Source organism: Undibacterium sp. TC9W, assembly GCF_049339865.1.
Lineage (GTDB): Bacteria > Pseudomonadota > Gammaproteobacteria > Burkholderiales > Burkholderiaceae_D > Undibacterium.
This window is the reverse complement of the sequence record NZ_JBMPPJ010000027.1, coordinates 42,930-66,508: the sequence shown is the minus strand read 5'-3', so window position 1 is coordinate 66,508 and position 23,579 is coordinate 42,930. Positions and strand designations below refer to the sequence as shown.

25 protein-coding genes and 1 tRNA gene are annotated in these 23,579 nt (G+C 50.7%); 11 read left to right on the top strand and 15 right to left on the bottom strand.

Translation table 11 applies throughout. From position 1 onward, the window contains the following. Window positions 1-41 precede the first annotated feature (41 nt). Window positions 42-1,562, top strand: coding sequence for an aldehyde dehydrogenase (gene adh, locus ACO0LN_RS26320; RefSeq protein ID WP_422979040.1), 1,521 nt, complete (start codon window positions 42-44; stop codon window positions 1,560-1,562). Between the two features lie 219 nt (window positions 1,563-1,781). Then, entirely contained in the window at window positions 1,782-2,171 is a 390-nt protein-coding gene (locus ACO0LN_RS26315) for a DUF779 domain-containing protein (RefSeq protein ID WP_422979038.1), read from the top strand. On the opposite strand, the gene ACO0LN_RS26310 is transcribed toward ACO0LN_RS26315, so the two are convergent. Continuing rightward, complete coding sequence (locus tag ACO0LN_RS26310) at window positions 2,172-4,019, bottom strand: sigma-54-dependent Fis family transcriptional regulator (RefSeq protein WP_422979061.1); 1,848 nt, start codon at window positions 4,017-4,019, stop codon at window positions 2,172-2,174. Window positions 4,020-4,287: 268 nt separating this feature from the next. Here ACO0LN_RS26310 and ACO0LN_RS26305 point away from each other — a divergent pair, with 268 nt between their 5' ends. The 3 genes from ACO0LN_RS26305 (at window position 4,288) to ACO0LN_RS26295 (ending at window position 5,758) form a co-directional block, all read left to right on the top strand. Further along, a complete protein-coding gene (locus ACO0LN_RS26305) occupies window positions 4,288-4,641 on the top strand; it encodes a hypothetical protein (protein WP_422979036.1) in 354 nt (117 codons plus the stop codon). 207 nt (window positions 4,642-4,848) lie between these two features. Next, window positions 4,849-5,160, top strand: a complete 312-nt coding sequence (gene grxD, locus ACO0LN_RS26300) for a Grx4 family monothiol glutaredoxin (RefSeq protein ID WP_422979034.1) — start codon at window positions 4,849-4,851, stop codon at window positions 5,158-5,160. A 7-nt stretch (window positions 5,161-5,167) separates the two neighbouring features. After that, window positions 5,168-5,758 carry a UbiX family flavin prenyltransferase gene (locus tag ACO0LN_RS26295; RefSeq protein WP_422979032.1) on the top strand — a complete coding sequence of 197 codons (591 nt, stop codon included), beginning with the start codon at window positions 5,168-5,170 and terminating at the stop codon, window positions 5,756-5,758. Window positions 5,759-5,858: 100 nt separating this feature from the next. Here ACO0LN_RS26295 and ACO0LN_RS26290 read toward each other — a convergent pair whose 3' ends face one another. Further along, window positions 5,859-6,704, bottom strand: coding sequence for a hypothetical protein (locus ACO0LN_RS26290; RefSeq protein ID WP_422979030.1), 846 nt, complete (start codon window positions 6,702-6,704; stop codon window positions 5,859-5,861). A gap of 163 nt (window positions 6,705-6,867) precedes the next feature. On the opposite strand from ACO0LN_RS26290, the gene ACO0LN_RS26285 reads away from it, so the two are divergent. Next, window positions 6,868-8,952, top strand: a complete 2,085-nt coding sequence (locus tag ACO0LN_RS26285) for an esterase-like activity of phytase family protein (protein WP_422979028.1) — start codon at window positions 6,868-6,870, stop codon at window positions 8,950-8,952. A gap of 55 nt (window positions 8,953-9,007) precedes the next feature. On the opposite strand, the gene ACO0LN_RS26280 is transcribed toward ACO0LN_RS26285, so the two are convergent. Continuing rightward, window positions 9,008-9,892, bottom strand: a complete 885-nt coding sequence (locus ACO0LN_RS26280; protein ID WP_422979027.1) for a LysR family transcriptional regulator — start codon at window positions 9,890-9,892, stop codon at window positions 9,008-9,010. A gap of 78 nt (window positions 9,893-9,970) precedes the next feature. Between ACO0LN_RS26280 and ACO0LN_RS26275 the strand changes: the two genes are divergently transcribed. Together ACO0LN_RS26275 and ACO0LN_RS26270 are read left to right on the top strand one after the other, a co-directional pair. Then, window positions 9,971-10,399, top strand: a complete 429-nt coding sequence (locus ACO0LN_RS26275) for a DoxX family protein (RefSeq protein ID WP_162060913.1) — start codon at window positions 9,971-9,973, stop codon at window positions 10,397-10,399. A 14-nt stretch (window positions 10,400-10,413) separates the two neighbouring features. Beyond that, window positions 10,414-11,076, top strand: coding sequence for a glutathione S-transferase family protein (locus ACO0LN_RS26270; RefSeq protein ID WP_422979024.1), 663 nt, complete (start codon window positions 10,414-10,416; stop codon window positions 11,074-11,076). Window positions 11,077-11,136: 60 nt separating this feature from the next. Here ACO0LN_RS26270 and ACO0LN_RS26265 read toward each other — a convergent pair whose 3' ends face one another. The 7 genes from ACO0LN_RS26265 to petA all read right to left on the bottom strand — a co-directional run bounded on the left by ACO0LN_RS26265 (window position 11,137) and on the right by petA (window position 17,872). Next, entirely contained in the window at window positions 11,137-13,323 is a 2,187-nt protein-coding gene (locus ACO0LN_RS26265) for a S9 family peptidase (protein ID WP_422979022.1), read from the bottom strand. A gap of 191 nt (window positions 13,324-13,514) precedes the next feature. Continuing rightward, window positions 13,515-13,590: transfer RNA gene (locus tag ACO0LN_RS26260), tRNA-Thr, on the bottom strand. 58 nt (window positions 13,591-13,648) lie between these two features. Beyond that, on the bottom strand, window positions 13,649-14,140 hold the full coding sequence (locus ACO0LN_RS26255) for a ClpXP protease specificity-enhancing factor (RefSeq protein ID WP_422979020.1): 492 nt from the start codon (window positions 14,138-14,140) through the stop codon (window positions 13,649-13,651). A gap of 155 nt (window positions 14,141-14,295) precedes the next feature. Continuing rightward, the gene (locus ACO0LN_RS26250) at window positions 14,296-14,907 is read right to left on the bottom strand and encodes a glutathione S-transferase N-terminal domain-containing protein (protein ID WP_110256517.1); all 612 of its coding nucleotides are present in this window, start codon (window positions 14,905-14,907) and stop codon (window positions 14,296-14,298) included. A 151-nt stretch (window positions 14,908-15,058) separates the two neighbouring features. Beyond that, complete coding sequence (locus ACO0LN_RS26245) at window positions 15,059-15,823, bottom strand: cytochrome c1 (RefSeq protein WP_422979018.1); 765 nt, start codon at window positions 15,821-15,823, stop codon at window positions 15,059-15,061. A gap of 22 nt (window positions 15,824-15,845) precedes the next feature. After that, window positions 15,846-17,258: a cytochrome b gene (locus ACO0LN_RS26240; RefSeq protein ID WP_422979059.1), complete on the bottom strand. Its 1,413-nt coding sequence runs from the start codon at window positions 17,256-17,258 to the stop codon at window positions 15,846-15,848. Further along, window positions 17,258-17,872, bottom strand: coding sequence for a ubiquinol-cytochrome c reductase iron-sulfur subunit (petA, locus tag ACO0LN_RS26235; RefSeq protein ID WP_162060918.1), 615 nt, complete (start codon window positions 17,870-17,872; stop codon window positions 17,258-17,260). The genes ACO0LN_RS26240 and petA overlap by 1 nt, the downstream gene beginning before the upstream one ends. 400 nt (window positions 17,873-18,272) lie before the next feature. On the opposite strand from petA, the gene mscL reads away from it, so the two are divergent. Continuing rightward, on the top strand, window positions 18,273-18,692 hold the full coding sequence (gene mscL, locus ACO0LN_RS26230; protein ID WP_162043482.1) for a large conductance mechanosensitive channel protein MscL: 420 nt from the start codon (window positions 18,273-18,275) through the stop codon (window positions 18,690-18,692). Between the two features lie 220 nt (window positions 18,693-18,912). On the opposite strand, the gene ACO0LN_RS26225 is transcribed toward mscL, so the two are convergent. Beyond that, window positions 18,913-19,614, bottom strand: a complete 702-nt coding sequence (locus ACO0LN_RS26225; RefSeq protein ID WP_422979016.1) for a Nif3-like dinuclear metal center hexameric protein — start codon at window positions 19,612-19,614, stop codon at window positions 18,913-18,915. Between the two features lie 13 nt (window positions 19,615-19,627). Here ACO0LN_RS26225 and ACO0LN_RS26220 point away from each other — a divergent pair, with 13 nt between their 5' ends. After that, window positions 19,628-20,803 (top strand): Do family serine endopeptidase, encoded by a 1,176-nt coding sequence (locus ACO0LN_RS26220; RefSeq protein WP_422979014.1) that lies wholly within the window; start codon window positions 19,628-19,630, stop codon window positions 20,801-20,803. A gap of 6 nt (window positions 20,804-20,809) precedes the next feature. Next, complete coding sequence (locus ACO0LN_RS26215) at window positions 20,810-21,484, top strand: DUF2461 domain-containing protein (RefSeq protein WP_422979012.1); 675 nt, start codon at window positions 20,810-20,812, stop codon at window positions 21,482-21,484. On the opposite strand, the gene tatC is transcribed toward ACO0LN_RS26215, so the two are convergent. The 4 genes from tatC to ACO0LN_RS26195 all read right to left on the bottom strand — a co-directional run bounded on the left by tatC (window position 21,470) and on the right by ACO0LN_RS26195 (window position 23,543). Continuing rightward, complete coding sequence (gene tatC / locus ACO0LN_RS26210) at window positions 21,470-22,255, bottom strand: twin-arginine translocase subunit TatC (RefSeq protein WP_422979010.1); 786 nt, start codon at window positions 22,253-22,255, stop codon at window positions 21,470-21,472. The genes ACO0LN_RS26215 and tatC overlap by 15 nt on opposite strands. Before the next feature lie 44 nt (window positions 22,256-22,299). Next, a complete protein-coding gene (gene tatB, locus ACO0LN_RS26205) occupies window positions 22,300-22,785 on the bottom strand; it encodes a Sec-independent protein translocase protein TatB (RefSeq protein WP_422979008.1) in 486 nt (161 codons plus the stop codon). Between the two features lie 46 nt (window positions 22,786-22,831). Further along, window positions 22,832-23,053, bottom strand: a complete 222-nt coding sequence (gene tatA / locus ACO0LN_RS26200) for a Sec-independent protein translocase subunit TatA (RefSeq protein WP_422950322.1) — start codon at window positions 23,051-23,053, stop codon at window positions 22,832-22,834. A 118-nt stretch (window positions 23,054-23,171) separates the two neighbouring features. Next, on the bottom strand, window positions 23,172-23,543 hold the full coding sequence (locus ACO0LN_RS26195; protein WP_422979006.1) for a histidine triad nucleotide-binding protein: 372 nt from the start codon (window positions 23,541-23,543) through the stop codon (window positions 23,172-23,174). Between the last annotated feature and the right edge of the window lie 36 nt (window positions 23,544-23,579).

Here is a 23,579-nt window from a genome sequence, read left to right as displayed (position 1 = left end):
AGCTTATGCACACCATCTAATAAACAACGGAGACCACCATCATGAACATGGCAGACATCAGCAAACTCGGTATCAGCAATCCTTTCGCCAAACGCTACGATAATTTCATAGGCGGCAAATTTGTGGCCCCGGTCAAGGGTGAATATTTCGAGAATATCAGCCCCGTCATCGGCCAGGCTTTTTGCGAAGTCGCGCGTTCAACCGCAGAAGACGTGGAACTGGCACTCGATGCCGCCCATGCCGCCAAGAAGGCATGGGGCAAGACCTCGCTTGCTGAGCGCTCGAACATCCTGAATAGAATTGCAGACCGCATGGAAGCCAACCTCAGCCTGCTGGCAACGGCAGAGACCATAGACAATGGCAAACCCATACGCGAAACCATGGCGGCGGATATTCCTCTGGCGATTGATCACTTCCGCTATTTCGCCGGCTGCATAAGGGCGCAGGAAGGCACTGTCGCGCAAATCGATGACCAAACTTATGCCTATCACTTCCATGAACCGCTGGGCGTGGTTGGGCAGATCATTCCATGGAATTTCCCTATACTGATGGCGGTGTGGAAGATGGCACCGGCACTGGCCGCAGGCAATTGCATCGTCCTCAAACCGGCAGAGCAAACACCAGCATCCATCATGGTGTTGATTGATTTGATCAAGGACCTGCTACCACCCGGCGTCTTGAATATCGTCAATGGGTTTGGTCTGGAAGCGGGTAAACCTCTGGCATCCAGCAAGCGCATTGCCAAGATTGCCTTCACTGGTGAAACCGGCACTGGTCGCCTGATCATGCAGTATGCATCGCAAAACATCATCCCTGTCACGCTGGAACTTGGTGGAAAATCACCGAATATTTTCTTCGCCGACGTCCTGGATCAGGACGATGCCTTTTTCGACAAATGCCTGGAAGGTTTTGCCATGTTCGCGCTGAACCAGGGCGAAGTTTGCACCTGTCCATCACGCGTGCTGATACAGGAATCTATCTATGACCAGTTCATGGCCAGGGCCATCAAGCGTGTGGCGGCCATCAAGCAGGGTAACCCTCTCGACAGCACCACCATGATAGGTGCGCAGGCTTCACAGGAACAACTGGAAAAGATCCTGTCTTACCTCGACATAGGCAAACAGGAAGGTGCGCAACTCTTGATAGGCGGTGAAAGAAATGTACTTGATGGTGACCTGGCCAAGGGTTATTACGTGAAGCCTACCATCTTTCAGGGCCACAACAAGATGCGCATCTTCCAGGAAGAAATCTTTGGCCCTGTCGTATCGGTCACTACCTTCAAGGATGAAGAAGAGGCGATATCAATTGCCAACGACACCTTGTACGGTCTGGGTTCTGGCCTGTGGACACGCGACGGCTCACGCGCCTTCCGCGTGGGCCGCGCCATCGAAGCTGGCCGCGTCTGGACCAATTGCTACCACCTGTATCCTGCACATGCGGCATTTGGTGGTTATAAACAATCCGGCATAGGACGCGAGAATCACAAGATGATGCTGGATCACTATCAACAGACTAAAAACCTGCTGGTGAGCTATAACCCGAATGCGATGGGGTTCTTTTAGTAGTCATTAAAGTATTATCTGGATATTTCCAAAGTGCCGGGCATAGCTCCTTCCCCTTCAAGGGGAAGGTTGGGATAGGGATGGGGTTCGGCCGTAATTTGATTTGCAGTTAATCAAACGAAACCCATCCCCACCCTAGCCCTCCCCTTGAAAGGGAGGGAATTTGTATCTCGATCTTGCGAAATGGCATAACAAAAAATCTTCGGGAAAAAGAGAACAATGACCAACACACCCGCCCGCGTTACCGCCACACCTGCAGCACTCGAATTTATCAGCACGCTGCAAACCAAATACGGCCCGCTATTATTTTTCCAGTCTGGCGGCTGCTGTGATGGCAGTTCACCTCTGTGTTATGCCCGGAATGAATATGGCATAGGTGATGCCGATGTGTATCTGGGTGATCTGGATGGCACGCCGTTTTATATGGGAAGTGATCAGTTTGAATACTGGCGGCACACGCAATTGATCATTGATGTGGTAGCAGGCATGGGTGGCATGTTTTCACTCGACAATGGCACCGGCAAGCGCTTCCTGACGCGCTCGCGCCTGTTCACGGATGAAGAAAATGATTTGCTTGGTATTGCGGTCTTGCACGGCCCGCAAGCTTGATCAATCACTCTTCAAAGCCGCCAGCTTGCGGTAAATTGTATTACGCGATACACCCAGCGCCCTGGCCGCAGCAGTAACATTACCCTGATGTTGTTGCAGGGCCTGTTGTATCGCATCCATTTCCAGCGCATCGAGACTGGCTGGTGTTTGACTCAAAGCCATGGCTGCGGGTTTCAGTACCACATCCATATCTTCCAGAAAATCCTCGGGCAAATGTTCGAGACGGATTTCCATATCGGCGTCCGTCATGACGATGGCGGTGCGCAGGAGATTCGTCAACTGGCGGAAGTTGCCTGGCCAGCCATGGGCATGAAATAACTGCATGACTGCAGGCGCTATCCTGTATTGCCTGCCTTCGCTTTCTGTCGCCAGGACTTTAGCTATCACGACATCAAGGTCTGTGCGTTCACGCAAGGGTGGTAAGCGCACTACCAGACCATTCAAACGGTAATACAGGTCATCACGGAATTCGCCTTTGCCTATCATCTCGCGCAGGTTGCGGTTGGTGGCGCAGATCAGGGCGAGGTTGACAGGGATGGATTTGCTGCTGCCGAGAGGTGTCACCATGCGTTCCTGCAAGACCCGCAGCAAACGGGCTTGCAGATTCAGTGGCATGTCACCGATTTCATCGAGAAATAGCGTACCGCCATTCGCCTGCAAGATCTTGCCTATATTGCCCTTCTTGCGCGCACCGGTGAATGCGCCATCTTCATAGCCGAACAGTTCTGATTCAATCAGGGTTTCTGGTATGGATGCACAATTCACGGCAACAAAAGGGCCGGATTTACGCGGTGAATCATTGTGCACAGCCTGAGCCAGCAATTCCTTGCCTGTGCCAGTCTCACCCGTCACCAGTATCGAGATATCACGACCTATGACGCGTTTGAGCTTATCGATGGCGCGGGCAAGTTGCTCATCGCCGGTATCCAGATAATGCAGGCTCGATAGCTTGGATTTGACTTCTACCGACTGCGGTTCACGTGCATTGTCCAGCACATGCCTGGCAGCGGCTGAAGGACGCTTGAGGCTCTGGCTTTTGGCATACACACGCACACCATTGTGCAGGCACAGCGTCAGCAAACCCGGTGTCGCGGTGCGGTAGTGTTCATGCAAAGCTGATACAGGCAAACCAAACAGGGAACTGAAAGTGTGCGTTTGCAAAGCAGATAGTGGCAAACCCAGCTGGAACAATCCACTGCGGCTGGCCGATAAAAAACGGCCATCATTGTCAAAGCAGGCGATGCCCTCCATCAGGGTGCCCAAAAACTCCGGGCGGCTATGAAAACTGAGTTTGATGGCATCCTGAAAAGAAGAGGCAAACAACTGGTTTTCTATCATCTGCGCCGACATGCGCACCAGGGCCATGGTGTGCTTGTGGAAATTATGCTGGTCACCCGTCACATCCAGCACACCGATGACATTGCCCATGACATCAAAGATAGGTGCAGCAGAGCAAGTCAGAAAATTGTTGGCTTCGAGATAATGCTGGTCGGCATGGACGATGGTGGGTGTTTTTTCGGCAATGGCCGTGCCTATGGCATTGGTGCCTTTGCTACGCTCAGACCAGGTGACACCGGGGCTGAGGGCTACCCTGTCCGCTTTTTCCAGAAAATCCGCATCGCCAAGCGTATGGATAATGAGCCCATTCACATCGGTCAGAATGACCATATTGTGCGTGTTAATTATTTGCTCATACAGGTTTTCCATGACGGGCAAGGCATGCTGGTGCAAGACCCGGTTTTGTTCCAGCAGGGTCTTGAGATCCGTCTTGCCCAGCGGGCCATAGTCTGGCGTAGCCGTGCGCGGCAAGCCATAGGCAGCTGAGCGTTCATGTGCCTGTTCTATCATCATGCGGGCAGATGATGCAGGACTTATGCCAGGGCCAGGCTTTACTTGCCCCGAGGAAATTCGAGTGTCACGCATTTGCATACGGGTCTCCAGAGACATGGCCGATTTATCGGCTCTAGGCTATTGCTCTAAGGTCTTAATGTAACACTAATGAAAACTGATATTGAAGAAGCTTAATAATATCTATGGCAAAACAGATCGATGAAATGTTATCGTTTATTTTTTATATTGATGCTGGCCAACTATGCAGCTCATTTTTCAATAAACCATGAAGCAATTAATTTTTATTGTATGCACTTTCCTGACGGCATTGCCATCATTTGCCCTTGAAATCGTTGACGAACATCAAATTAAGCAATTGGCCCAATCGCACTCAAAAGACTATTGCACTCGAAAAAATTTTACATGTCACTATGCTATTACTCCTGAAGAGCAAGATAAAAGTAAGGATACTGTCGCTTGGTGGGTGTATGTATCACGCTCAGTAGATTCAGGCGGATGGCCGTTATTCCCGCCTGGAGATGAGTCCTTGCAATTAAATTACGACAAATTCGGCAAACTGCTACTCAAACGAGTTATCACACAAGCTGACGGCAGGCCATTTTCAGAAATTTTTAAATAATTGGATCACTTTATTACGTAAAAATGCGATCAATACCAGACCATTGCGCAAAACAAGATAGTTAATTGCAAACAAATCCTTTTTGGTATCAATCAATCAAAGATCTCCCCCCTTCTTTTTGCCCCTTGCCTAAGCTCAACGACACTGCAAGGGGCTTTCTACTATAATGCTGGTATTAGTCATAATTACTGATTTAGGAAGATAGCCATGAGCGACGTACAAAGCTGGATCAAAGAAACTGTTACCGGAAACCCTGTAGTTCTGTTCATGAAGGGTACTGCCCAGTTCCCACAATGTGGCTTTTCTGGCCGTGCAATTCAGTTGCTGAAAGCCTGTGGTGTGCAAAACATGGTCACCGTGAATGTACTGGAAGACCCGGAAGTGCGCCAGGGCATCAAGGACTTTTCCAACTGGCCTACCGTACCGCAGTTGTATGTCAAAGGCGAATTCATTGGTGGCTCTGACATCATGAATGAAATGTTTGACAGCGGCGAATTGCAGACTTTGCTGAAAGACTAAGCAAAGCATGACTGACGCCGCAGCCCCCAAGCGCCTGATTGTTGCCATTACCGGTGCAACAGGTGCCATCTATGGTGTGCGGCTGCTGCAAGTCTTGCGCAATATTTCTGGTGTGGAAAGCCATTTGCTGATTTCAGAAGCAGGTGTACTGAACCTGCACCAGGAAATGGACTTGAAGCGCAAGGATGTAGAAGCCCTGGCCGATGTCGTACACAATGTACGCGATGTCGGTGCCAGTATTGCCAGCGGTTCGTTCTTGTCAGACGGCATGGTCATCGCGCCCTGCTCGATGAAAACCCTGGCAGCCGTGGCACATGGGCTGTCAGACAATCTCATCACCCGTGCTGCCGATGTAGTCTTGAAAGAGCGCCGCCGCCTGGTTTTGATGGTGCGCGAAACACCCTTCAACCTCGCACACCTGCGCAATATGACAGCCGTGACAGAAATGGGCGGCATCATCTTCCCACCCCTGCCCGGTTTTTACCACCGCCCGCAAAGCATAGAAGAGATGGTTGACCACACACTTGGTCGCGTACTCGATATGTTTGCCTTGCCGCATGAACTGACGCCACGCTGGCAAGGCCTTAAAGATTCTTAGCGGATTTACACAAAACCGCCCCAGCTGCGTTGCAGCGCCTAGCCGTACTAAAGTACTGTCTTCGTCGCTACGCCTTTCTGGGACAATTTTGTGTAAGTCCTTAGTACCTATCCATGATGAGCTGGGTCTTCAGCGAATCTTCTGCCACAAACCATCCACGCGAAATCAGATAAGCCTGCAATTCATCATGCTTGGCTGATGCTGTTGCTTCGCTCGTGGTCTTGAAAGAGGCCTCAACAATGTAGTCAGTACCTGTACCAGCCTGGTTCAGGATAGGCCAGACTTCGATGTATAGCTTGAGCCCACTCCAGCTGCCGACTGAGCGCTTAGCAAGGATGGGGCCATACTTGCGCGAGCTATCGAGCATGGATTTGCCCCAGCCGCTATACAGCCAGTTATCCATCTTGCCAGGGATATTCTTTTTAATCAGGCTGCGGGAGTCGCTGGTTGATGGCAAGTCCATGCCGCTATAACCGGATTTGCTGTCAGTCTTGCTATTGGAGATACTCAGGGTTTTCTTTTGATAGCCCCATTCAACCTGGGCTTCATAATTCTTTTCAGTGGAATCAAAACCTTCAGCATTGGCTTTATACAGGGCCTCGGTAATATTGCCATTATCTATGGCATAGCGCTTCTTGTAGGTCAGCTCGAAATCGCTTTCACCTTCAGTCTTGCGTATGCGGGCTATCCAGGTATTGCCGTAGATATCCTTGGCATTGGTATCCATGAACAGCACATTCATCTTGGTCACGGACGCTGACATGCTGAAGGTGCTGAGTACCGTACTCTTGAGTTTGTGATCGGCATCCAGAACCACATTCGGGTTCATGAGCAATTTGACTTCATAGTCGGGCACCATATTGCTGGCGGCAATTGCCTGACCTAATGGCAGCAACAATGTCAAAGCCAGACCAGATATTGCGCGACGTATCTTAGATTTCATCATGATGTGCACTCCATGGATTTTGTGTGGGCACACTATAAAAGCCAATTGTGACCTTCGCATTACGACAGCACTACCAATGGTGTCATTGCTGCGTCATATGCCAGTAGTAAATTCGTGGGCAAGAATTTTAACGCAAATTTATCTATTCAAAAGGTCATATCAAATGATGCAAAGTAACAAGAACCTGATACTCAGTAGCCTGGCTGCCGCCATGCTGCTGAGCGCCTGCGGTGGCAGCAGCAATAATGCTGTCGTCACCACACCTGCCACGCCTACACCGGTCAATGGCATATTCCTGGATGCCGCAGTGGATGGCCTTGAATATTCTGTTGCTGGCGGCACCAAGCAAAACACATCTGCCACTGGCGGTTTTAACTGCAATGTGGGCGACACCGTTGCGTTTTCTGTTGGTGGCATAGGTATCGGCTCTGCTCCTTGCGCCACGACCATTACACCATTGACACTGGCGAATTCCAGCAACGTCAAGGACGACAGCGTAGTCAACCGCCTGCTATTCCTGCAATTGCTGGATGAAGACAATGATGTTGCTACAGGTATCAAAATACCTGCTACAGTGAAGGCTGCGCTCGCTGGTCAGACGCTGGATTTCAATGCCAATGCAGCCAACTTCAACACGGCACTGACGGCAACTCTGGCCAAGCTGCCAGCGAATTACCAGAAACTCACCGTGGATGCAGACCGCCGCACCCTGGTACGCGAACATTTTGAAGACACCATGGCATCCAGGCTCGGCACACCTGTCGTTGATACCGTGACGCAAACCAATGCCCTGGGCACGGTCAGCGCTGCCATCACGCGTTATCAGGTGCAGGCTGCGGATAATTTCTTCGTGCCATATGAAGGTACAAATGCCGCAGTCAAGGCAGAATTCCCGAAAGGCTTCTTGCCATCCTATGGTTCTGGTCTGACATTCAAGGGCAAGGCCGCTGATGGCTCGCTGGAATTTTATGGCATCACCGACCGTGGTCCTAACGGCGATGGCCCTAAAGTACCTAACTCTGTCGTGACCCCTGGCGCTACCGGCACGAGTGATGCCAAATTCTTCCCATCCCCCAGCTTCACGCCTTCATTTGGCCTGATCAGCATAGGCAAGGATGGCGCTGTGCTGAAATCAAGCACGCCGATCAAGTTCAGTCCCACTATCAATGCATCGGGCCTGTCTATCGCGGCAGGTAAGGTCGGTTCTTCTGCCGAAGTGCCTTTGAATGATGCCGCCAAATTTGATGCCAGCAGCAAGACAAGCTTTAGCGACTATGGCCTCGATACTGAATCCATCGTCTATGATGCAGCACGCAGTGTAGTCTGGGTGTCTGATGAATACGGCCCATTCATTTTGAAGATTGATGTTGCCACCGGCGTCATCCTGAAAAAATACCAGCCAGGCACAGGCGCAGCCGACCTGCCTGCTGTCTTGCTGAAACGCCGCGCCAATCGCGGCATGGAAGGCCTGTCACTGGAAGTCGCCACTGGCAAATTGAATGGCTTTGTGCAAAGCCCTCTCGATGACGGCAAGGCCAATTACATCGTGCCAGGTGCAACAGCAGCGACCAGTGAAAGCATCAAGGATTATGCGAAGTTCAACCGATGGGTAGAGTTCGACCCAACCACAGAAAAGACCAAGCTGTACGCCTACCCTATCGACAGCACGCAATACACGGCAGGCAAAACCGGCAATGCCAAACTGGGTGATATGGTGTCATTGGGAAATGGCAAATTCATCGTCATAGAACAAGGTACAGGCCCGGATGGCAAGGCCTTCAACAAGCTGATGCTGGTACAAGTACCGAGCAATGCAACTGATATCGCCAACATGAGCACAGACCTGGAAAAAAGTAGCATGACAGGTGCGGCAGTCAATGGTGTCAATTATGCTGACATCGTTTTGCTAAAGAAAACCCAGTTGTTTGATTTGAACAATGCAGGCTGGCTGACAGAAAAAGCCGAAGGTCTGGCCCTGGTCGATGAAAACACCCTGGCGCTGACCAATGACGATGACTTTGGCATGAAGACTGTCATCGTCGATCCTAGCGGTGCTATCGTGGTTGGTGCCGACGTCACCAAGTGTACGGTTGATGCCAATGGCGCCCTGACGACTACTGCCGGTGTACTGGGCTGTACCGCAGGCAATACCATGCGCGTAGCCCGTGGTGCAGATACTGAACGCCCTAACCGCATCTGGCTGTTCAAGTTCAGCAAAAAACTGGCTGACTTCAATATCCCTTCCTGATATTGTCTTACCGATAGAAAGCCGCTGTGAGTGATCAAGCTCACAGCGGCTTTTTTCAATTCAAGACCATCTCTTGCGACAGGTAGGAATACACCGCCGACACCCGGCGCAAATGCCTGGCCTCGGCATGCGTGAGCAGCCATAGCTCAGTCTGGCATTCATCCAGCACATCACTCAGTTGCACTACATCCTTGCGCCCATGGGCGAGGAATAGTGGCAAGATACCCAGCCCCAAGCCCTGTCCCACCAGCTCTGCCACGGTGAGTATGCTATTGACCTTGTAGGTCGCCTGCAGCTTTGGGAATTGCTTCTTGCGCCACACGACAGACGGATGTTCTGGCAAGGCATCGTCAGGGGCTATCCAGTGATGTCGCTGGGCGACGTCAGCATCAAAGTGCTTTATCTTGCTGCTCTTGCCTGCATACAAAGCCACCCGTATATGCCCCAGGTGCTTGCCTATCAAATGCTGCGGTGGCCGCTTGCTTGCCCGTATGGCAATATCGGCATCGCGCCTGGTCAGGCTGGCCAGTTCATTGCCTGCATGCAGATCAAGACTCAAGAGGGGATGCAGCAGTTGCAAAGGCTTCAAGACAGGTGCCAGTAAGCCATGCAATATGGTATCTGTCGTTGTGATGCGCACGGCTCCTGCGACCTGATCTGGCTGCATTTGCATGGCGGAACGGGCAGCTTCGAGCTGCGCTTCCATTTGCTCTGCATGCACTGCCAGTTCCTGAGCCAGCTCATTGGCCTGATAACCTGTGCGCGAGCGTTCAAACAGGCGTTGCCCCAGGCCTTTTTCCAGCTTCTGTATACTGCGAAATACGGTGGATGCATCCAGTGCCAGCCGTTCTCCCGCCTCAGCCAGCTTGCCGGTACGCACCAGCGCCAGCACCACTTCAAGGTCAACAGCATTTAGCTTGTATTGCGTTTTTGCATTCATAGTTTGCACTACCGCCTATTTTCATTGCAAATGCGAAATCATATAGTAGCTCCATCAACCACTTTTTTGGAGAACAAAATGACTCATTCAAATCCCTTTGCAGACCACAGCAACAATGCCTACGGTATCACTTTGCTGCGCATCAGCCTGGGCATCATGTGGATAGCCCATGCCCTGCTGAAACTGTTTGTGTTTACCCTGCCCGGCACCGCGCAGTTTTTTATCAGCATAGGTTATCCGGGCTTTCTCGCTTATCCCGTGTTTGCACTGGAATTACTCGGCGGTGTGGCGCTGGTACTCGGCATCTACAGCCGGCAGGTTGCACTGGCGCTGGTACCCATCATGGTAGTTGCCGCTACCGTGCATTTTGGCAATGGCTGGGTGCATACCAGTCCTAACGGTGGCTGGGAATATCCGGTGTTTCTGATCGTGACTTCAATCGCGCTCTGGCTACTCGGTGATGGTGCTTTTGCCCTGCGTCGTAGTTCACGCTTTTCACTGGCATAAGAGAGGGGTAAATCATGAGCAATACATATACCCTGGTCAGCCACAAGCTTTGCCCTTATGTGCAACGTGCGGCCATTACCCTCGCCGAGAAAGGTCTGGAGTTTGAACGTATAGACATAGACCTGGCGAACAAGCCTGACTGGTTCCTGCAAGTGTCACCACTGGGCAAGACGCCAGTGTTGCTGGTAGATGGACAGGCCATCTTTGAATCAGCAGTCATTTGCGAATACCTCGATGAAACCACGCCACACCGCCTGCACCCGGAAGCAGCACTGGAAAGAGCACAACACCGTGCCTGGATAGAATTTTCCTCCGCCACTCTGAATAGCATAGGCGGTTTTTACAATGCCGCAGATGCGCAGATATTACATGCCAAGGCCGCCGAGTTAAGAACAAAGTTTGTACAACTGGAAAAACAGCTAGGCTATGGGTGTTATTTTTCAGGTGATAACTTCAGTCTGGTAGATGCGGCATTTGCGCCAGTATTTCGCTATTTTGATGTGTTTGAGCACATAGCAAATTTCGGATTTTTCACCGACCTTCCCAAACTAAAAGCATGGCGGCAAACCCTGCAGGCACGGACTTCAGTGCAGACTGCTGTCAGTGAAGACTACTCAACTTTATTGCGTGCTTTCTTGCATGCACGTCATTCTGCCTTGTCAGCTTTAATGCAATAAAAAACGGTGCAGATTTTTCTGCACCGTTTTCATTATCACGTCTCGAAGGTCAAAAAAGAATCAGAGATTGTTTTTCAAAAATTCCCACTTGGCTTTTTGCTGCGACCAAACCACCCAGTCACCGCGCGGGCCATGGCCTGCCCCGGGATACAATTGCAGGCTGTAGTCCTTGCCATTCTTGATCAGTTCATCAATGAACATGATGGTATTTTGCGGATGGACATTATCATCCATGGTGCCATGCATGATCATGATCTTGCCGCTCAGGTCCTTGGCGGCTTTCAACACGCTGCCCTTGTCATAGCCTTCTGCATTGTCTTGCGGCAGGCCCATGTAGCGCTCGGTATACACGCTGTCATACAGGCGATAATCCGTGACTGGCGCACCGACGAAACCTATCTTCCAGGCCTTGCTGTGGGTCATCGCATACGAAGTCATATAGCCGCCATAGCTCCAGCCATTCAGGGCTATCCTGTCCATATCTGCCCAGCCCTGCTTACGCAACCATTCCAGGCCATCGAGCTGGTCCTGCAATTCAAGCTGGCCGAGTTTTTTGTGTATGGGCCAGGCGCTGGCCAGGCCCTTGTTGCTGGCACTGCGATTATCCATTATCCAGACGATATAACCTTGCTGCGCCAGGAAGTGATGCCAGAGATTGCTGTTCCAGCGGTCGACCACTTGAGACGCCATGGGGCCGGAATACAGGTGCTGATAAACTGGGTATTTCTTATTAGGATCAAAGTCTGGTGGCAGGAACAGCAGGCTTTCCATAAGGAAGCCATCACGCGACTTGATTTGTTGTTGGGTGACTTTGGCCAGTTTCAGACCCTGCATTTTCTCAGGCACACCAACATCATCAACCAGCTTTAATGAAACCCCGTCTGCATTGAACACGGCCTGCCTTGGTGGCTGCCTGAGGCTGCTCCAGCTATCGATGAAATGGGTATATGCACTATTCCAGCGTGCATTGTGGGTTCCGGATTCTGTCGTTAGCCTTTGCAGCTTGCTGCCATCGAGATTGACGGCATATACATCGTTGCCTATGGGATTACGTTCATTGGCTGCAAAAAAAACTTTACCTTTTGCTTCATCTACACCATAGACACTGCGTATATCCCAGTCACCTTTGGTGATCGCGCCCTTGAACTGATATTGCTGGTCATAGCGATACAGGTGATGGTGACCTGTACGATCAGATTCCCAGACAAAGCTGCCATCTTTCAAGAACTGTGGCAAAGGCAAGCGCTCTACCCAGGCCGGGCTGCTCTCGCGCAGCAATTGCCTGCTGCGGTATTGGGCATCATACAGGCGCAAATCCAGCCAGGTCTGCACACGGTCTTGCCAGGATGCCAGCAACTTGCCATCTGGTGTCCAGCCTACCTGTACGATCAGGGTTTCCTTGCCGGCATAAGGGTTTTCAGTCCAGCTGGTTTGGCCGCTCATATCAACGACACCCAGTTTGACTTCAGGATTGGGGTCACCCGCCTTGGGATAGCGGGTGTGCTCGCTCTTGATAGGCTGTACATGGTCCCCGCTCAAGGTATATACCGGCACCTTGCTTTCATCAAAACTCAGGTAAGCGATCTTTTTGGAATCGGGCGCCCACCAGAATGCCCGCAATTTGCCACGGCCATAAATCTCTTCCATATACACCCAGTCCAGGCGGCCATTGAAGGTGGTTTCATTGCCACCGGTGGTCAGGCGTTTTTCTGTGGCAGTGGCGATATCGGTCAGGTAAATATCATTGCCCTTCAGATAGGCAACCGATTGCAGGTCAGGTGACAGTATCGCTTCATCCTCTGCCAGGTCTGGTGTATGGCTAAGTTCTTTGACCTTGCCTTGTTGCAGGTCCAGCAGCCATAAGTCATTTTTATAAGTGAACAGGTAAGACTTCAGGTCCGGCTTGATTTGCGGTGTCAGTTTGTCTATTTGTGCTTTGGCTTCTTTTTCTGGTATGCCCGCGGCTGTCATCATCGCCAGAATATTGCCATCCAGGCTTAACACCTGTTTGTCCCAGGTAGCAGGATTCACTACAAATTGCTGGACTACGCCATCCTTGCTTTGCGTTTCTATCAGGCGGTTTTGCGCATCCCAGGCCAGGCGTGTCAGTGGCCTGGTGTCGAATTTTTCTTTTTTTGTCGGGTGGTACAGCATTTCGAGGCTGAGCATGCCATCCTGGGCTTGAGCAGCGCTGGCCGCAAGTACAGGACTAATCACCAACAACAAAGACGCGATACAAGTTCGCATAAAACTCCCAGACCGTAAATTTAAGAAAGATTGAGTCAAAGCCCTGCCCTGGTATCTGGCAGTCAGAGATTCTGACCGTGCCTAGCTTGAGCAGTTCATGAAAAAACAGTTTATGGAATAAATATGTATGAGACGAAAAATGAATAGAAAAGAAAAAACCCACCGTTATTGCTAACGATGGGTTTTTAATTTGGTGCCGACTGCCGGAATCGAACTGGCCACCTGATGATTACAAGTCAACTGCTCTACCAAATGAGCTAAGTCGGCGAAACTTTTTTCGTTTTTGCTTCGTTGCCGTTGCATTCCCGAAGACCAAGATTATAGGCTACTTTATTATTTTTAGCGAGGGCTTTTCTGATTTTTTTTCAGATTTTTTTGGTTCTTCTTCAGAAAGCTGGTTTTCTACTGGGACAGGGGCACTTTTTACCGATGCCAGGCCCAGCACAGGCTTGCTGATTTCTTCGACTTCTGCGACAGCTTCTTCGCTTTCTTCCTGCGCTTCGCTGAGATCAACTTCAAATGCCATGCCCTGGCCGTTTTCGCTGGCATACACGGCCAGCACATTTTCTACCGGCACATAGATTTCGCGGGACACACCACCGAAGCGGGCTTTGAAGGCAACTGCATCGTTATCCATCTTCAGACCACTGGTCGCGCCAAAACTGATGTTGAGTACAATTTCACCATTCCTGACGAATTCCATAGGCACGCGCGCAGCATGGTTGACCTTGACCGCCATGTAGGGGGTAAAGCCATTGTCGGTGCACCATTCATAGATGGCACGCATAAAATAAGGTTTGGTGGATATTTCTTGCATGTGTATACGATAAATGCGATAGCTGCGATAGATGGAAATGTACTTTAGGTGGTACTTGCGAATACTGTAAAACTTACTCAAGCATAGGCGTAGTGCCCAAAAACAACAAGGCTGATATGCATCAGCCTTGTTATCTTATCCTGAAATTGCCTTGCTTATCTGCGCATGACTTTTTCAGATGGTGTCAGCGCTTCGATATAGGCAGGACGGGAAAATATACGTTCTGCATATTTCATCAAAGGTGCTGCCGTCTTCGACAATTCTATACCGTAGTGATCAAGACGCCACAACAACGGGGCAACGGCCACGTCGAGCATGGAGAACTCATCACCGAGCATGTATTTGTTCTTGACGAACAAAGGTGCCAGTTGGGTCAGGCGGTCGCGGATTTCTGCGCGGGCCTTGTCCTGTACTTTGGCCGACGCGGTGTTCTTGTCGTTTTCCAGAGTGTGGACGTGGATGAACAATTCTTTTTCAAAATTGAACAACATCAAACGGGCGCGGGCGCGTTGCAGCGGGTCTGCCGGCATCAGTTGCGGATGCGGGAAGCGCTCATCGATGTATTCGTTAATGATATTGGATTCATACAATATCAATTCACGTTCAACCAGGATAGGTACCTGACCATAAGGATTCATGGTCGAGATATCTTCAGGCTTGTTAAACAGATCAACATCACGGATTTCAAAATCCATGCCTTTTTCAAACAGGACCAGGCGGCAACGTTGAGAAAATGGGCAGGTTGTACCCGAATAGAGAACCATCATTTTTATAGTTCCTTAGAAACGATCAGGGCGAGGAGCCAGTTTTGCGCACCTCACCCCAGGGATTACACGTCCGTTTACGACGGAGAAAAACGGACGATCTCAAAAAATTCCGGGCTCATGCCGCTAGCAGCACAAGCCAGAAACCTTACATTTATTTTACTTCTTTCCAGTACGATGCGTTCAGAAGCCATGCCAGCGTAGCCAGTGTAGCGAGGAACAACAAGACCCAGACGCCCAGACGCTTGCGTGTGCTTTGCGCCGGTTCGCCCATCCACTGCAGATAAGCGACCAGGTCACCAACCGCATTGTCATACTCTATCTTGTTCAAAGTGCCAGGCGTTACCGTTTCAAAGCCAGCAAACTTGTGAACCTTTTTGGATTCATCATGCGGGTCGCTTTCTTCTACCATCTTGACGGTACGCGTACCTTGCAATTCCCACAGTACATGCGGCATGCCTACGTTAGGGAACACCATATTGTTCCAGCCGGTAGGACGGGATTCATCCTTGTAGTAAGTACGCAGGTAAGTGTAAATCCAGTCTGCACCTGTGCCGTCGCCAGATGCCTTGGCACGGGCAATCACGGACAAATCTGGAGGCACTGCGCCAAACCAATCCTTGGCATCCTTGGCGGACAAGGTGGTTTTCATCAAGTCGCCGACTTTTTCGCCAGTGAACAAGAGGTTTTGCTTGATCTGCTCATCTGTCAAACCGATGTCTTTCAAGCGGTTATAACGCATGGCCGAAGCAGAGTGACAGTTCAGGCAATAGTTGACGAACAGCTTGGCACCATTTTGCAATGCTGCCATGTCAGTAGAGCGATCAGGTGCACGGTCCAGAGGGAAAGTGCCGCTATTGGCCAATACCATTGCAGGAGCAAATGCCAGCACAGCGATCAGTTTTTTAAGTAATTTCATGCTTATTCTTCCTCGCTTTTACTCAGTGCGCTGCAAATGTTACGCGCTTAGGCACGGGCTTGAATGTCCCCATCGCACTCCACCATGGCATCAACAGGAAGAAGCCGTAGTAAATGATCGCGCAAACCTGGGAAACACGCTCACGAACTGGTGAAGGTGGCTCAACACCGAGGTAACCCAGGGCAACAAAGGCGATACCAAACACGATATACACATATTTGTGCCAGTCAGGACGATAACGTATGGATTTGACCGGAGAAACATCGAGCCAAGGCAGGAAAGCCAGGATCACGACAGAGCCGCCGAACAATACCACACCCCAGAATTTCGCATCGAGTGCACCAGGCATCATGCCAGCGACTGCTACCAGTGCAATTGCGGCAATTGCGATCTTCAGCAATTGTGGCAACTTGGTGGTCAGCCAAATCAGTGCTACATAAGCAACAGCTCCGGCTTGCACCACATACAGGAACTCGGAAGTAGTTGCACGCAAGATCGAGTAGAAAGGCGTGAAGTACCAGGTTGGCGCAATATGCAGAGGCGTCTTCAGCGAATCTGCCGGGATAAAGTTATTGTACTCAAGGAAGTAACCACCCATTTCCGGTGCAAAGAACACGACTGCACTGAAAATAGTCAGGAACACAGTCACGCCAAAAATATCGTGGAAAGTGTAGTAAGGGTGAGAAGGCACGCCATCAACAGGATGGCCATCAGGACCCAGGTTTTCTTTGATTTCTATACCGTCTGGGTTATTGGAACCCACTTCATGCAAGGCGATCAAGTGAGCAACCACCAGGCCCAGCAAAACCAGAGGAATCGCAATAACGTGGAAGGAGAAGAAGCGGTTCAGAGTCGCATCAGACACCACATAGTCACCACGGATCCACAGGGACAGATCAGGACCAATGAAAGGAATGGCACCAAACAGGTTAACAATAACCTGAGCACCCCAATAAGACATCTGGCCCCATGGCAGCAGGTAACCGAAGAAAGCTTCGGCCATCAGGCACAGGAAAATCGCGAAACCGAACAGCCAGATTAGTTCACGTGGCTTGCGGTAAGAGCCGTACAGGAAGGCACGGGTCATATGCAGATAGACCACGATGAAGAAGGCCGAAGCGCCGGTCGAGTGCATGTAACGCACCAGCCAGCCCCAGGGCACGTCACGCATGATGTATTCGACAGAGGCAAACGCCAGATTCGCATCTGGTTTGTAATGCATGACCAGGAAAATACCGGTAACGATCTGGATAACCAGGACCAGCATGGCCAGGGAACCGAAGATGTACCAGAAATTGAAGTTCTTTGGTGCGTAGTACTTGCCCCATTGATCATTCCACAGCTTGGTCAGCGGGAAACGGGAATCGACCCAGTTCAAGGCCTTGTCCACGACAGGAGCGTCTGCCGGGAGTTTTTTCTCAACAAATGCCATGATTAAGCCTCGCCTTTCTCATCTTTACCGATGACGATTTTGGTGTCTGATAAAAACATGTGACGAGGCACATCCAGATTTTGTGGAGCTGGTTTGTTTTTATATACACGGCCAGCCAGATCGAAGGTCGAACCATGGCATGGGCACAGGAAGCCACCTTTCCAGTCATCTGGCAGAGATGGCTGAGCACCTTCCTGGAATTTGGAGCTTGGGGAGCAGCCCAGGTGCGAGCAAATACCGACGGCGATCAGGATGTCGCTATGTTCTTTGCGTGAGCGGCTTTGCTTGTCGCAGTACTCTGGCATGTCCATGGTATAAGGTTTTTCCGATTTTGGATCGGCAACCTTGTCTTCAGTCTTGGCCAGGCTCGCCATCATTTCTGGTGTGCGCTTCAGAATCCATACTGGCTTACCACGCCATTCAGTCGTTTGCATTTCGCCTGGTTTCAAGGACGAGATGTCCACTTCCACCGGTGCACCTGCGGCCTTGGCACGCTCGGATGGCTGGAAAGTGCTTACCAGCGCACCTGCCGTTGCCAAGCCTGCCACACCACCCGCCGCGCAAGTGGCGACGAGCAAACCGCGACGGCCGGAATCGACCTGCTTTTCGATACTCATACCAACCCCAATCTGTCAATAATCAAAAACTGATGAAGCAAAACCCAGCTTCTAGCAACCTTAAATTATAAATGACCCGGATATGGTTTTAAAGAAAAAGATATCCGAAACGCCAACTTGCTGGCATTTTTCAACAATTCAAGCCCGAAATACAAGTTCAGGCTGGTCGCAATGCCGCTTTGAGCACAAAATCATAGGCAATAATAAATATTTAAGGCTTGAGAGAAAACAAAATTGACAAAAAACTGCAGGCCTTTCCCCCGCTTTGGGCATTAAAATCTGGATAATTACATTTTGTGCATGCATTTTTGTCGTTTATTCTGCAGCACAATGAGGTATTTATATGCGCCTCGTCCCTTGTTTATGATTTATTTAGCAGTTTCTCAACCGGAGAATTTCTATGTCCATGTTGCATGAATTTAAAACCTTTATCAGCCGCGGCAACGTCGTTGATCTGGCTGTCGGCGTCATCATTGGTGCTGCCTTTGGCAAAATCGTTGATTCCCTGGTAGGCGATATCGTCATGCCTGTCATCGGCCGTATCGTTGGTGGACTGGACTTTTCAAATTACTACATACCGCTGAATGGCCAGGGCACGCACCTGGTGCTGGCGGAAGCAAAAAAAGCAGGTGGCGTTATCGCTTACGGTAATTTTGTGACTGTCAGCGTAGGTTTCGTTATCCTGGCGTTTGTGATTTTCCAGATGGTCAAACTGGTCAACGCGCTCAAAAAGGCAGAGCCTGCACCGGAACCAGCACCAGAGGTCACGCCTGAAGATGTGTTGTTGTTGCGTGAGATCAGAGACGCTTTAAGGAAGTGATGCTATGTATCGCCCCAAAACCAGATGTTCTGGCGGGGTCAAAACAAATTGTCATGATCTGAAAGTGTGACGGATTTCCCGCGTAAATTCATTTTTGGCTCATCATCAGAAACCCATCCCCTCCCTACCCATCCCCTTGAAGGGGAGGGAAATTCTGGCCTCACACCGGATTATCGATATCCACAAAGCTGTGCTGCACTCCAAACGTGTCAGCAATGAATTATCCCAGACTCTGCACGCCAAAACGCTCGGTCGCATGGTGACCGCAAGCGATATAGGCCACACCTGATTCTCGTGCCAGGTGTACCGTAGGTTCAGATATTTCTCCACTCAGGTAAACCGTGGCACCGGCAGCGATTGCCTGATCCAGCATGTTCTGGGCAGCACCTGTACACCAGGCCACCCGGCCCACAGGTGCTGCCGGATCACCGATCAGCAAGGGCTTGCGGCCCAGCTTGAGCTCTATATGCAAGGCCAGGTCAGCCAGTGTGGCAATGGCCTTGTCGTCCAAAGTCCCCAGCCAGGCCAGATCGTTTTCACCAAAGCGCCCGTCCGCTGTCAGACCCAGGCGACGGGCCAGACCTATGTTATTGCCCAGCTCTGCATGGTTATCAAGCGGCAGATGGTAGGCGAACAGGGAAATATCATTTTCCAGCAAGAGTTTCAGACGGCGCTGTTTTTGACCTATGACACGCATGTCTTCGCCGCGCCAGAAGTAACCATGATGCACAAGGATGGCATCTGCCTGCAATTCCACGGCTTTTTCCAATAATGCTAAACTGGCAGTCACACCGCTGACTATATGTTTAATGGTGTTACGCCCTTCCACCTGTACGCCGTTTGGGCAATAATCACGAAAATAATTTACTTGCAGTTCTTTTGCCAGGAATTGCGCTAATTCGTCCCGATTCACTGATTTCATACTGATTCTCACTATGCGTCGTCTTTGGTTATTGTTTGCCCAAACTGTCACTGTCGGTCTGGCACTCTGGTTCATTGTAACCACCTTGAAACCCGACTGGGTAAAAGCTGGCTATAACAGCAGACAAACCCAGACCCTGAATGCCGGTGCCATCGTCAAGGAAGCGCCTGCCAACAGCGTCCCCGCGCAAAGCTCATATGGTGCAGCGGCCAAGAGGGCCATGCCCTCGGTGGTGAATATCTTTACCTCTAAAGAGGTACGGCAGCGCCGCAACCCACTGTTGAATGACCCCTTCCTCAGGCGTTTCTTTGGCGACCAGCAAAACCCGCAGGCCGAACGCCTGTCCAGCCTCGGCTCGGGCGTCATTGTCAGCCCTGAAGGTTACATCCTGACGAATAACCATGTGGTCGAAGCAGCCGATGATATTGAAGTTGCCCTCGCGGATGGCCGCAAGGCCAGTGCCAAGATAGTCGGCACCGACCCGGAAACTGATCTGGCCGTCATCAAGATCAATTTGCCAGACTTGCCAGCGATTACCCTGGGCCGCTCCGACACGGCCAGTGTCGGCGATGTTGTGCTCGCGATTGGCAATCCTTTTGGCGTGGGCCAGACTGTTACCATGGGCATTATCTCTGCCCTGGGACGCAATAACCTGACCGACAATGCCTTTGAAAACTTTATCCAGACAGATGCCGCCGTCAATCCAGGTAACTCTGGTGGTGCGCTGGTGGATGTGAATGGCAATTTGGTTGGTGTCAATACAGCAATTTACTCACAGACCGGTGGCTCGGTAGGCATAGGTTTTGCGATACCGGCAAGCACGGTCAAGCAGGTCATGGAATCCATCATCACCAATGGCCAGGTAGTGCGCGGCTGGATAGGTGTGGAGCCGCAAGACATCACGCCTGAGCTGGCAGACAGTTTTGGCCTGAAACAAAAATCCGGTGCCATCATCGCTGGCGTCATACGCGGCGGCCCGGCTGACAAGGCAGGCATGAAGCCTGGCGACATCCTGATCGCGATTGAAGGCAAGCCTGTCGGCGACACTACCCAGATGCTGAACCTGGTGGCACAACTAAAGCCAGGCAACAAGGCCAAGGTCACGGTTTTGCGTGACACCAAGGAACCAACACTGGAAATTCTGATAGGCAAACGCCCTTCAGCACGTAAAGAAGAAAACCGGGAATAGAAATTCATGCATCTGATCGACTTGCAAGCTTATTTGTCCGAACTGGGCGACAACAATAACCGCGCCTGGTTTGTCATGAACAAACCGCGTTACGACATTTTGCGGGCAGAATTTTTACAACTGGTGACGGAGCTGATCACCGAGATCAGCAAGTTCGACCCTGCCATCCTGGGGCTGGAACCTAAAAAAGCCTTGTTCCGCATTAACCGCGACGTACGCTTTGCGCATGACAAATCGCCTTACAAGACCACCTTCTCTTCTTCCATCGTCCCTAGCGGACGCAAGAAGCCCAGCGAAGGCGGTGGGCCCGCTTATTATTTCCAGATGGATGGTACTGGCCGTCTGTTCTATGCGGTTGGCGAATACATGCCCCCATCAGACCGCCTGAAGGCAATCCGCAATCACATCGTCGCCGACCCGGATGGTTTTACCAAGGTCTTGAAGGACAAAAAACTGAAAGCACAGCTTGGTACTTTACAGGAAGAAGGCAAGCTGCAACGGCCGCCCAAGGGCTTTGATGCTGAACTGCCGCATATAGAGCAGATAAAGCTGAAGAACTTCATGGTGTGGACTGAATGCCCGCTCAAGGGCATGGATACTGATGAGCTGAAAACTACCTTGCTGACAGCTTACCGTAGCGCGATACCATTGGTAAGCTGGTTGAGATCAGTTCCCGTTTGATCCGCTGGATCCTGACGTTTCTTCAGGTGCCTGGGTTACCCTTACAAACATGGGGGCGATCAGCAAACCCAACTCATACAAGATACACATGGGCACAGCCAATGAGAATTGGCTGACAATGTCCGGCGGTGTCACGATGGCGGCGATGACGAAAGCGCCGACGATGACATAAGGGCGAATGGCTTTAAGCTTATCGATGGGAACCAGGCCCATGCGCACCAGCACCACGACTACTACAGGCACCTCAAAAGTCACGCCAAAAGCGAGACACATTGACATGATGAAGTCCAGATAATTTTCTATATCTGGTGAGACGTTGATCGATGCAGGAGCAAATTCATTGATGAATTTGAAGACACGGCCAAAAACCAGGAAATAACAAAACGCTACACCGCTCAGAAAAAGCACGGAAGAAGAAATCACCAGCGGTGCGACCAGGCGCTTTTCATGGGTGTACAGCCCTGGCGCTACAAAAGCCCACACCTGATACAAAATCCAGGGCAAGGCCAGCATGAATGCCAGCAACAAGGTCACCTTCATCGGCACCAGAAAAGGTGAGATAACGCCAGTCGCAATCATTTTTGAACCGGCAGGTAAAGATGCCAGCATGGGTTGCGCAAGAAAATCGTAAATAGCCGAAGGGCCCGGCCATAACATCAAAGCACCGCAGGCGATGACCAGGCCATACATGGACTTGACCAGTCTGTCACGCAACTCAACCAGATGCGAGATGAAACTTTCTTCAGGAGCCTGTTCCGTGTGATCGCTCATGCGAATACCGCCAGATTATAAAAACGCAAAGACATAAGCGAAAATTAAAAGAAGCTGCCACCAGAGCGGGGATAGGCACGATGACGCGCCATTCTTGCCGATCCAGAGATGATATGCTGACGCTGGCCGTGGCGGTTTTTATACCAGGCAGGCAGTGCCGAAGTACGCGCGAGTTTTTTACGGCGGAAGTTTTTTGCCTTGATCGCCAGTTGCTCAGGCGTGGCCGTATGCAACAAGGCGGTATCAGTTTCCTGACCCAGATTGCGCAATTCCTGCTCAGTCTCTGACCAGGTCTTGTGTATCGATTGCTCTACATTCTGCGCCGCATCGTGCACATCTTTATGCATCTTGCGCAATTCTTCCAGCTCAATTTCGCGACTGACTTCAGATTTGACGTCATTGATGTAACGCTGCGCACGTCCCAGCAAGGTACCGGCCATTCTTGCCACCTTGGGCAATTTTTCAGGGCCAATCACGATCAAAGCAACCACGCCTATCAAGGCGAGTTTGCTGATTCCCAGGTCTATCATGGGTAAAACCTACATAAAAAATCCAGATTACCGGTAAAGAATGCAATCACAGTTTGGATTTTTCTTTGGCTTCTACATCTATCGTGCTTTTGTCAGCAACTTGCTGGGATCCTGCAGCAGCCTTGTCTTCTTCACCCTTCAGTCCATCTTTGAAACCCTTAACGGCTTTACCCAGATCAGGGCCGATATTGGCGATCTTTTTTGTACCAAACACAACAACAACGATAGCCAGCACCACCAGCCAATGCCAAATACTGAATGAACCCATGATGTACTCCTTATGAGAGTCTTGCTCTCGAAAAATATGAATAGAAACCCGCGATTATCAAACCCAGCCATATCACAATGTCAGCTCAGCATCTGTTCACTGTCGGTCATCTGGTAGATCAGCGTTGTCCGCGCCAAGGCTTGGGGCCACCTATCACATGCATATGCAGATGATACACCTCTTGCCCACCATCCGGTCCGGTGTTGATGAGGGTTTTGTAACCGCCCGTTAAGCTGCCATCAGCCTCTTGCACCGGTGCGCATCCTTGCTCCTGTGCCAACTTTGGCGCCAAAGCAAGCATTTTCCCCAGCAAAACCGTATGCTCAGCTTGCACTGAAGACAAGGTATCGATATGTACTTTGGGGATGATCAACAGGTGCACAGGGGCAGCTGGGTTGATATCTTTAAAGGCCAGCAATTCTTCATCTTCATAGACGCTGGCAGAAGGAATTTGTTTTGCAGCAATCTTACAAAAAATACAGTTATCCACGTTTTATCCGTTCTTTTCAACAAGACGCATGATGTC

Excerpts from the sequence above, each read along its gene's own strand:
- adh (WP_422979040.1), top strand. The coding sequence starts at position 42 with ATGAACATGGCAGACATCAGCAAACTCGGTATCAGCAATCCTTTCGCC.
- ACO0LN_RS26315 (WP_422979038.1), top strand. The coding sequence starts at position 1,782 with ATGACCAACACACCCGCCCGCGTTACCGCCACACCTGCAGCACTCGAA.
- ACO0LN_RS26310 (WP_422979061.1), bottom strand. The coding sequence starts at position 4,019 with ATGATAGAACAGGCACATGAACGCTCAGCTGCCTATGGCTTGCCGCGC.
- ACO0LN_RS26305 (WP_422979036.1), top strand. The coding sequence starts at position 4,288 with ATGAAGCAATTAATTTTTATTGTATGCACTTTCCTGACGGCATTGCCA.
- grxD (WP_422979034.1), top strand. The coding sequence starts at position 4,849 with ATGAGCGACGTACAAAGCTGGATCAAAGAAACTGTTACCGGAAACCCT.
- ACO0LN_RS26295 (WP_422979032.1), top strand. The coding sequence starts at position 5,168 with ATGACTGACGCCGCAGCCCCCAAGCGCCTGATTGTTGCCATTACCGGT.
- ACO0LN_RS26290 (WP_422979030.1), bottom strand. The coding sequence starts at position 6,704 with ATGATGAAATCTAAGATACGTCGCGCAATATCTGGTCTGGCTTTGACA.
- ACO0LN_RS26285 (WP_422979028.1), top strand. The coding sequence starts at position 6,868 with ATGATGCAAAGTAACAAGAACCTGATACTCAGTAGCCTGGCTGCCGCC.
- ACO0LN_RS26280 (WP_422979027.1), bottom strand. The coding sequence starts at position 9,892 with ATGAATGCAAAAACGCAATACAAGCTAAATGCTGTTGACCTTGAAGTG.
- ACO0LN_RS26275 (WP_162060913.1), top strand. The coding sequence starts at position 9,971 with ATGACTCATTCAAATCCCTTTGCAGACCACAGCAACAATGCCTACGGT.
- ACO0LN_RS26270 (WP_422979024.1), top strand. The coding sequence starts at position 10,414 with ATGAGCAATACATATACCCTGGTCAGCCACAAGCTTTGCCCTTATGTG.
- ACO0LN_RS26265 (WP_422979022.1), bottom strand. The coding sequence starts at position 13,323 with ATGCGAACTTGTATCGCGTCTTTGTTGTTGGTGATTAGTCCTGTACTT.
- ACO0LN_RS26255 (WP_422979020.1), bottom strand. The coding sequence starts at position 14,140 with ATGCAAGAAATATCCACCAAACCTTATTTTATGCGTGCCATCTATGAA.
- ACO0LN_RS26250 (WP_110256517.1), bottom strand. The coding sequence starts at position 14,907 with ATGATGGTTCTCTATTCGGGTACAACCTGCCCATTTTCTCAACGTTGC.
- ACO0LN_RS26245 (WP_422979018.1), bottom strand. The coding sequence starts at position 15,823 with ATGAAATTACTTAAAAAACTGATCGCTGTGCTGGCATTTGCTCCTGCA.
- petA (WP_162060918.1), bottom strand. The coding sequence starts at position 17,872 with ATGAGTATCGAAAAGCAGGTCGATTCCGGCCGTCGCGGTTTGCTCGTC.
- mscL (WP_162043482.1), top strand. The coding sequence starts at position 18,273 with ATGTCCATGTTGCATGAATTTAAAACCTTTATCAGCCGCGGCAACGTC.
- ACO0LN_RS26225 (WP_422979016.1), bottom strand. The coding sequence starts at position 19,614 with ATGAAATCAGTGAATCGGGACGAATTAGCGCAATTCCTGGCAAAAGAA.
- ACO0LN_RS26220 (WP_422979014.1), top strand. The coding sequence starts at position 19,628 with ATGCGTCGTCTTTGGTTATTGTTTGCCCAAACTGTCACTGTCGGTCTG.
- ACO0LN_RS26215 (WP_422979012.1), top strand. The coding sequence starts at position 20,810 with ATGCATCTGATCGACTTGCAAGCTTATTTGTCCGAACTGGGCGACAAC.
- tatC (WP_422979010.1), bottom strand. The coding sequence starts at position 22,255 with ATGAGCGATCACACGGAACAGGCTCCTGAAGAAAGTTTCATCTCGCAT.
- tatB (WP_422979008.1), bottom strand. The coding sequence starts at position 22,785 with ATGATAGACCTGGGAATCAGCAAACTCGCCTTGATAGGCGTGGTTGCT.
- tatA (WP_422950322.1), bottom strand. The coding sequence starts at position 23,053 with ATGGGTTCATTCAGTATTTGGCATTGGCTGGTGGTGCTGGCTATCGTT.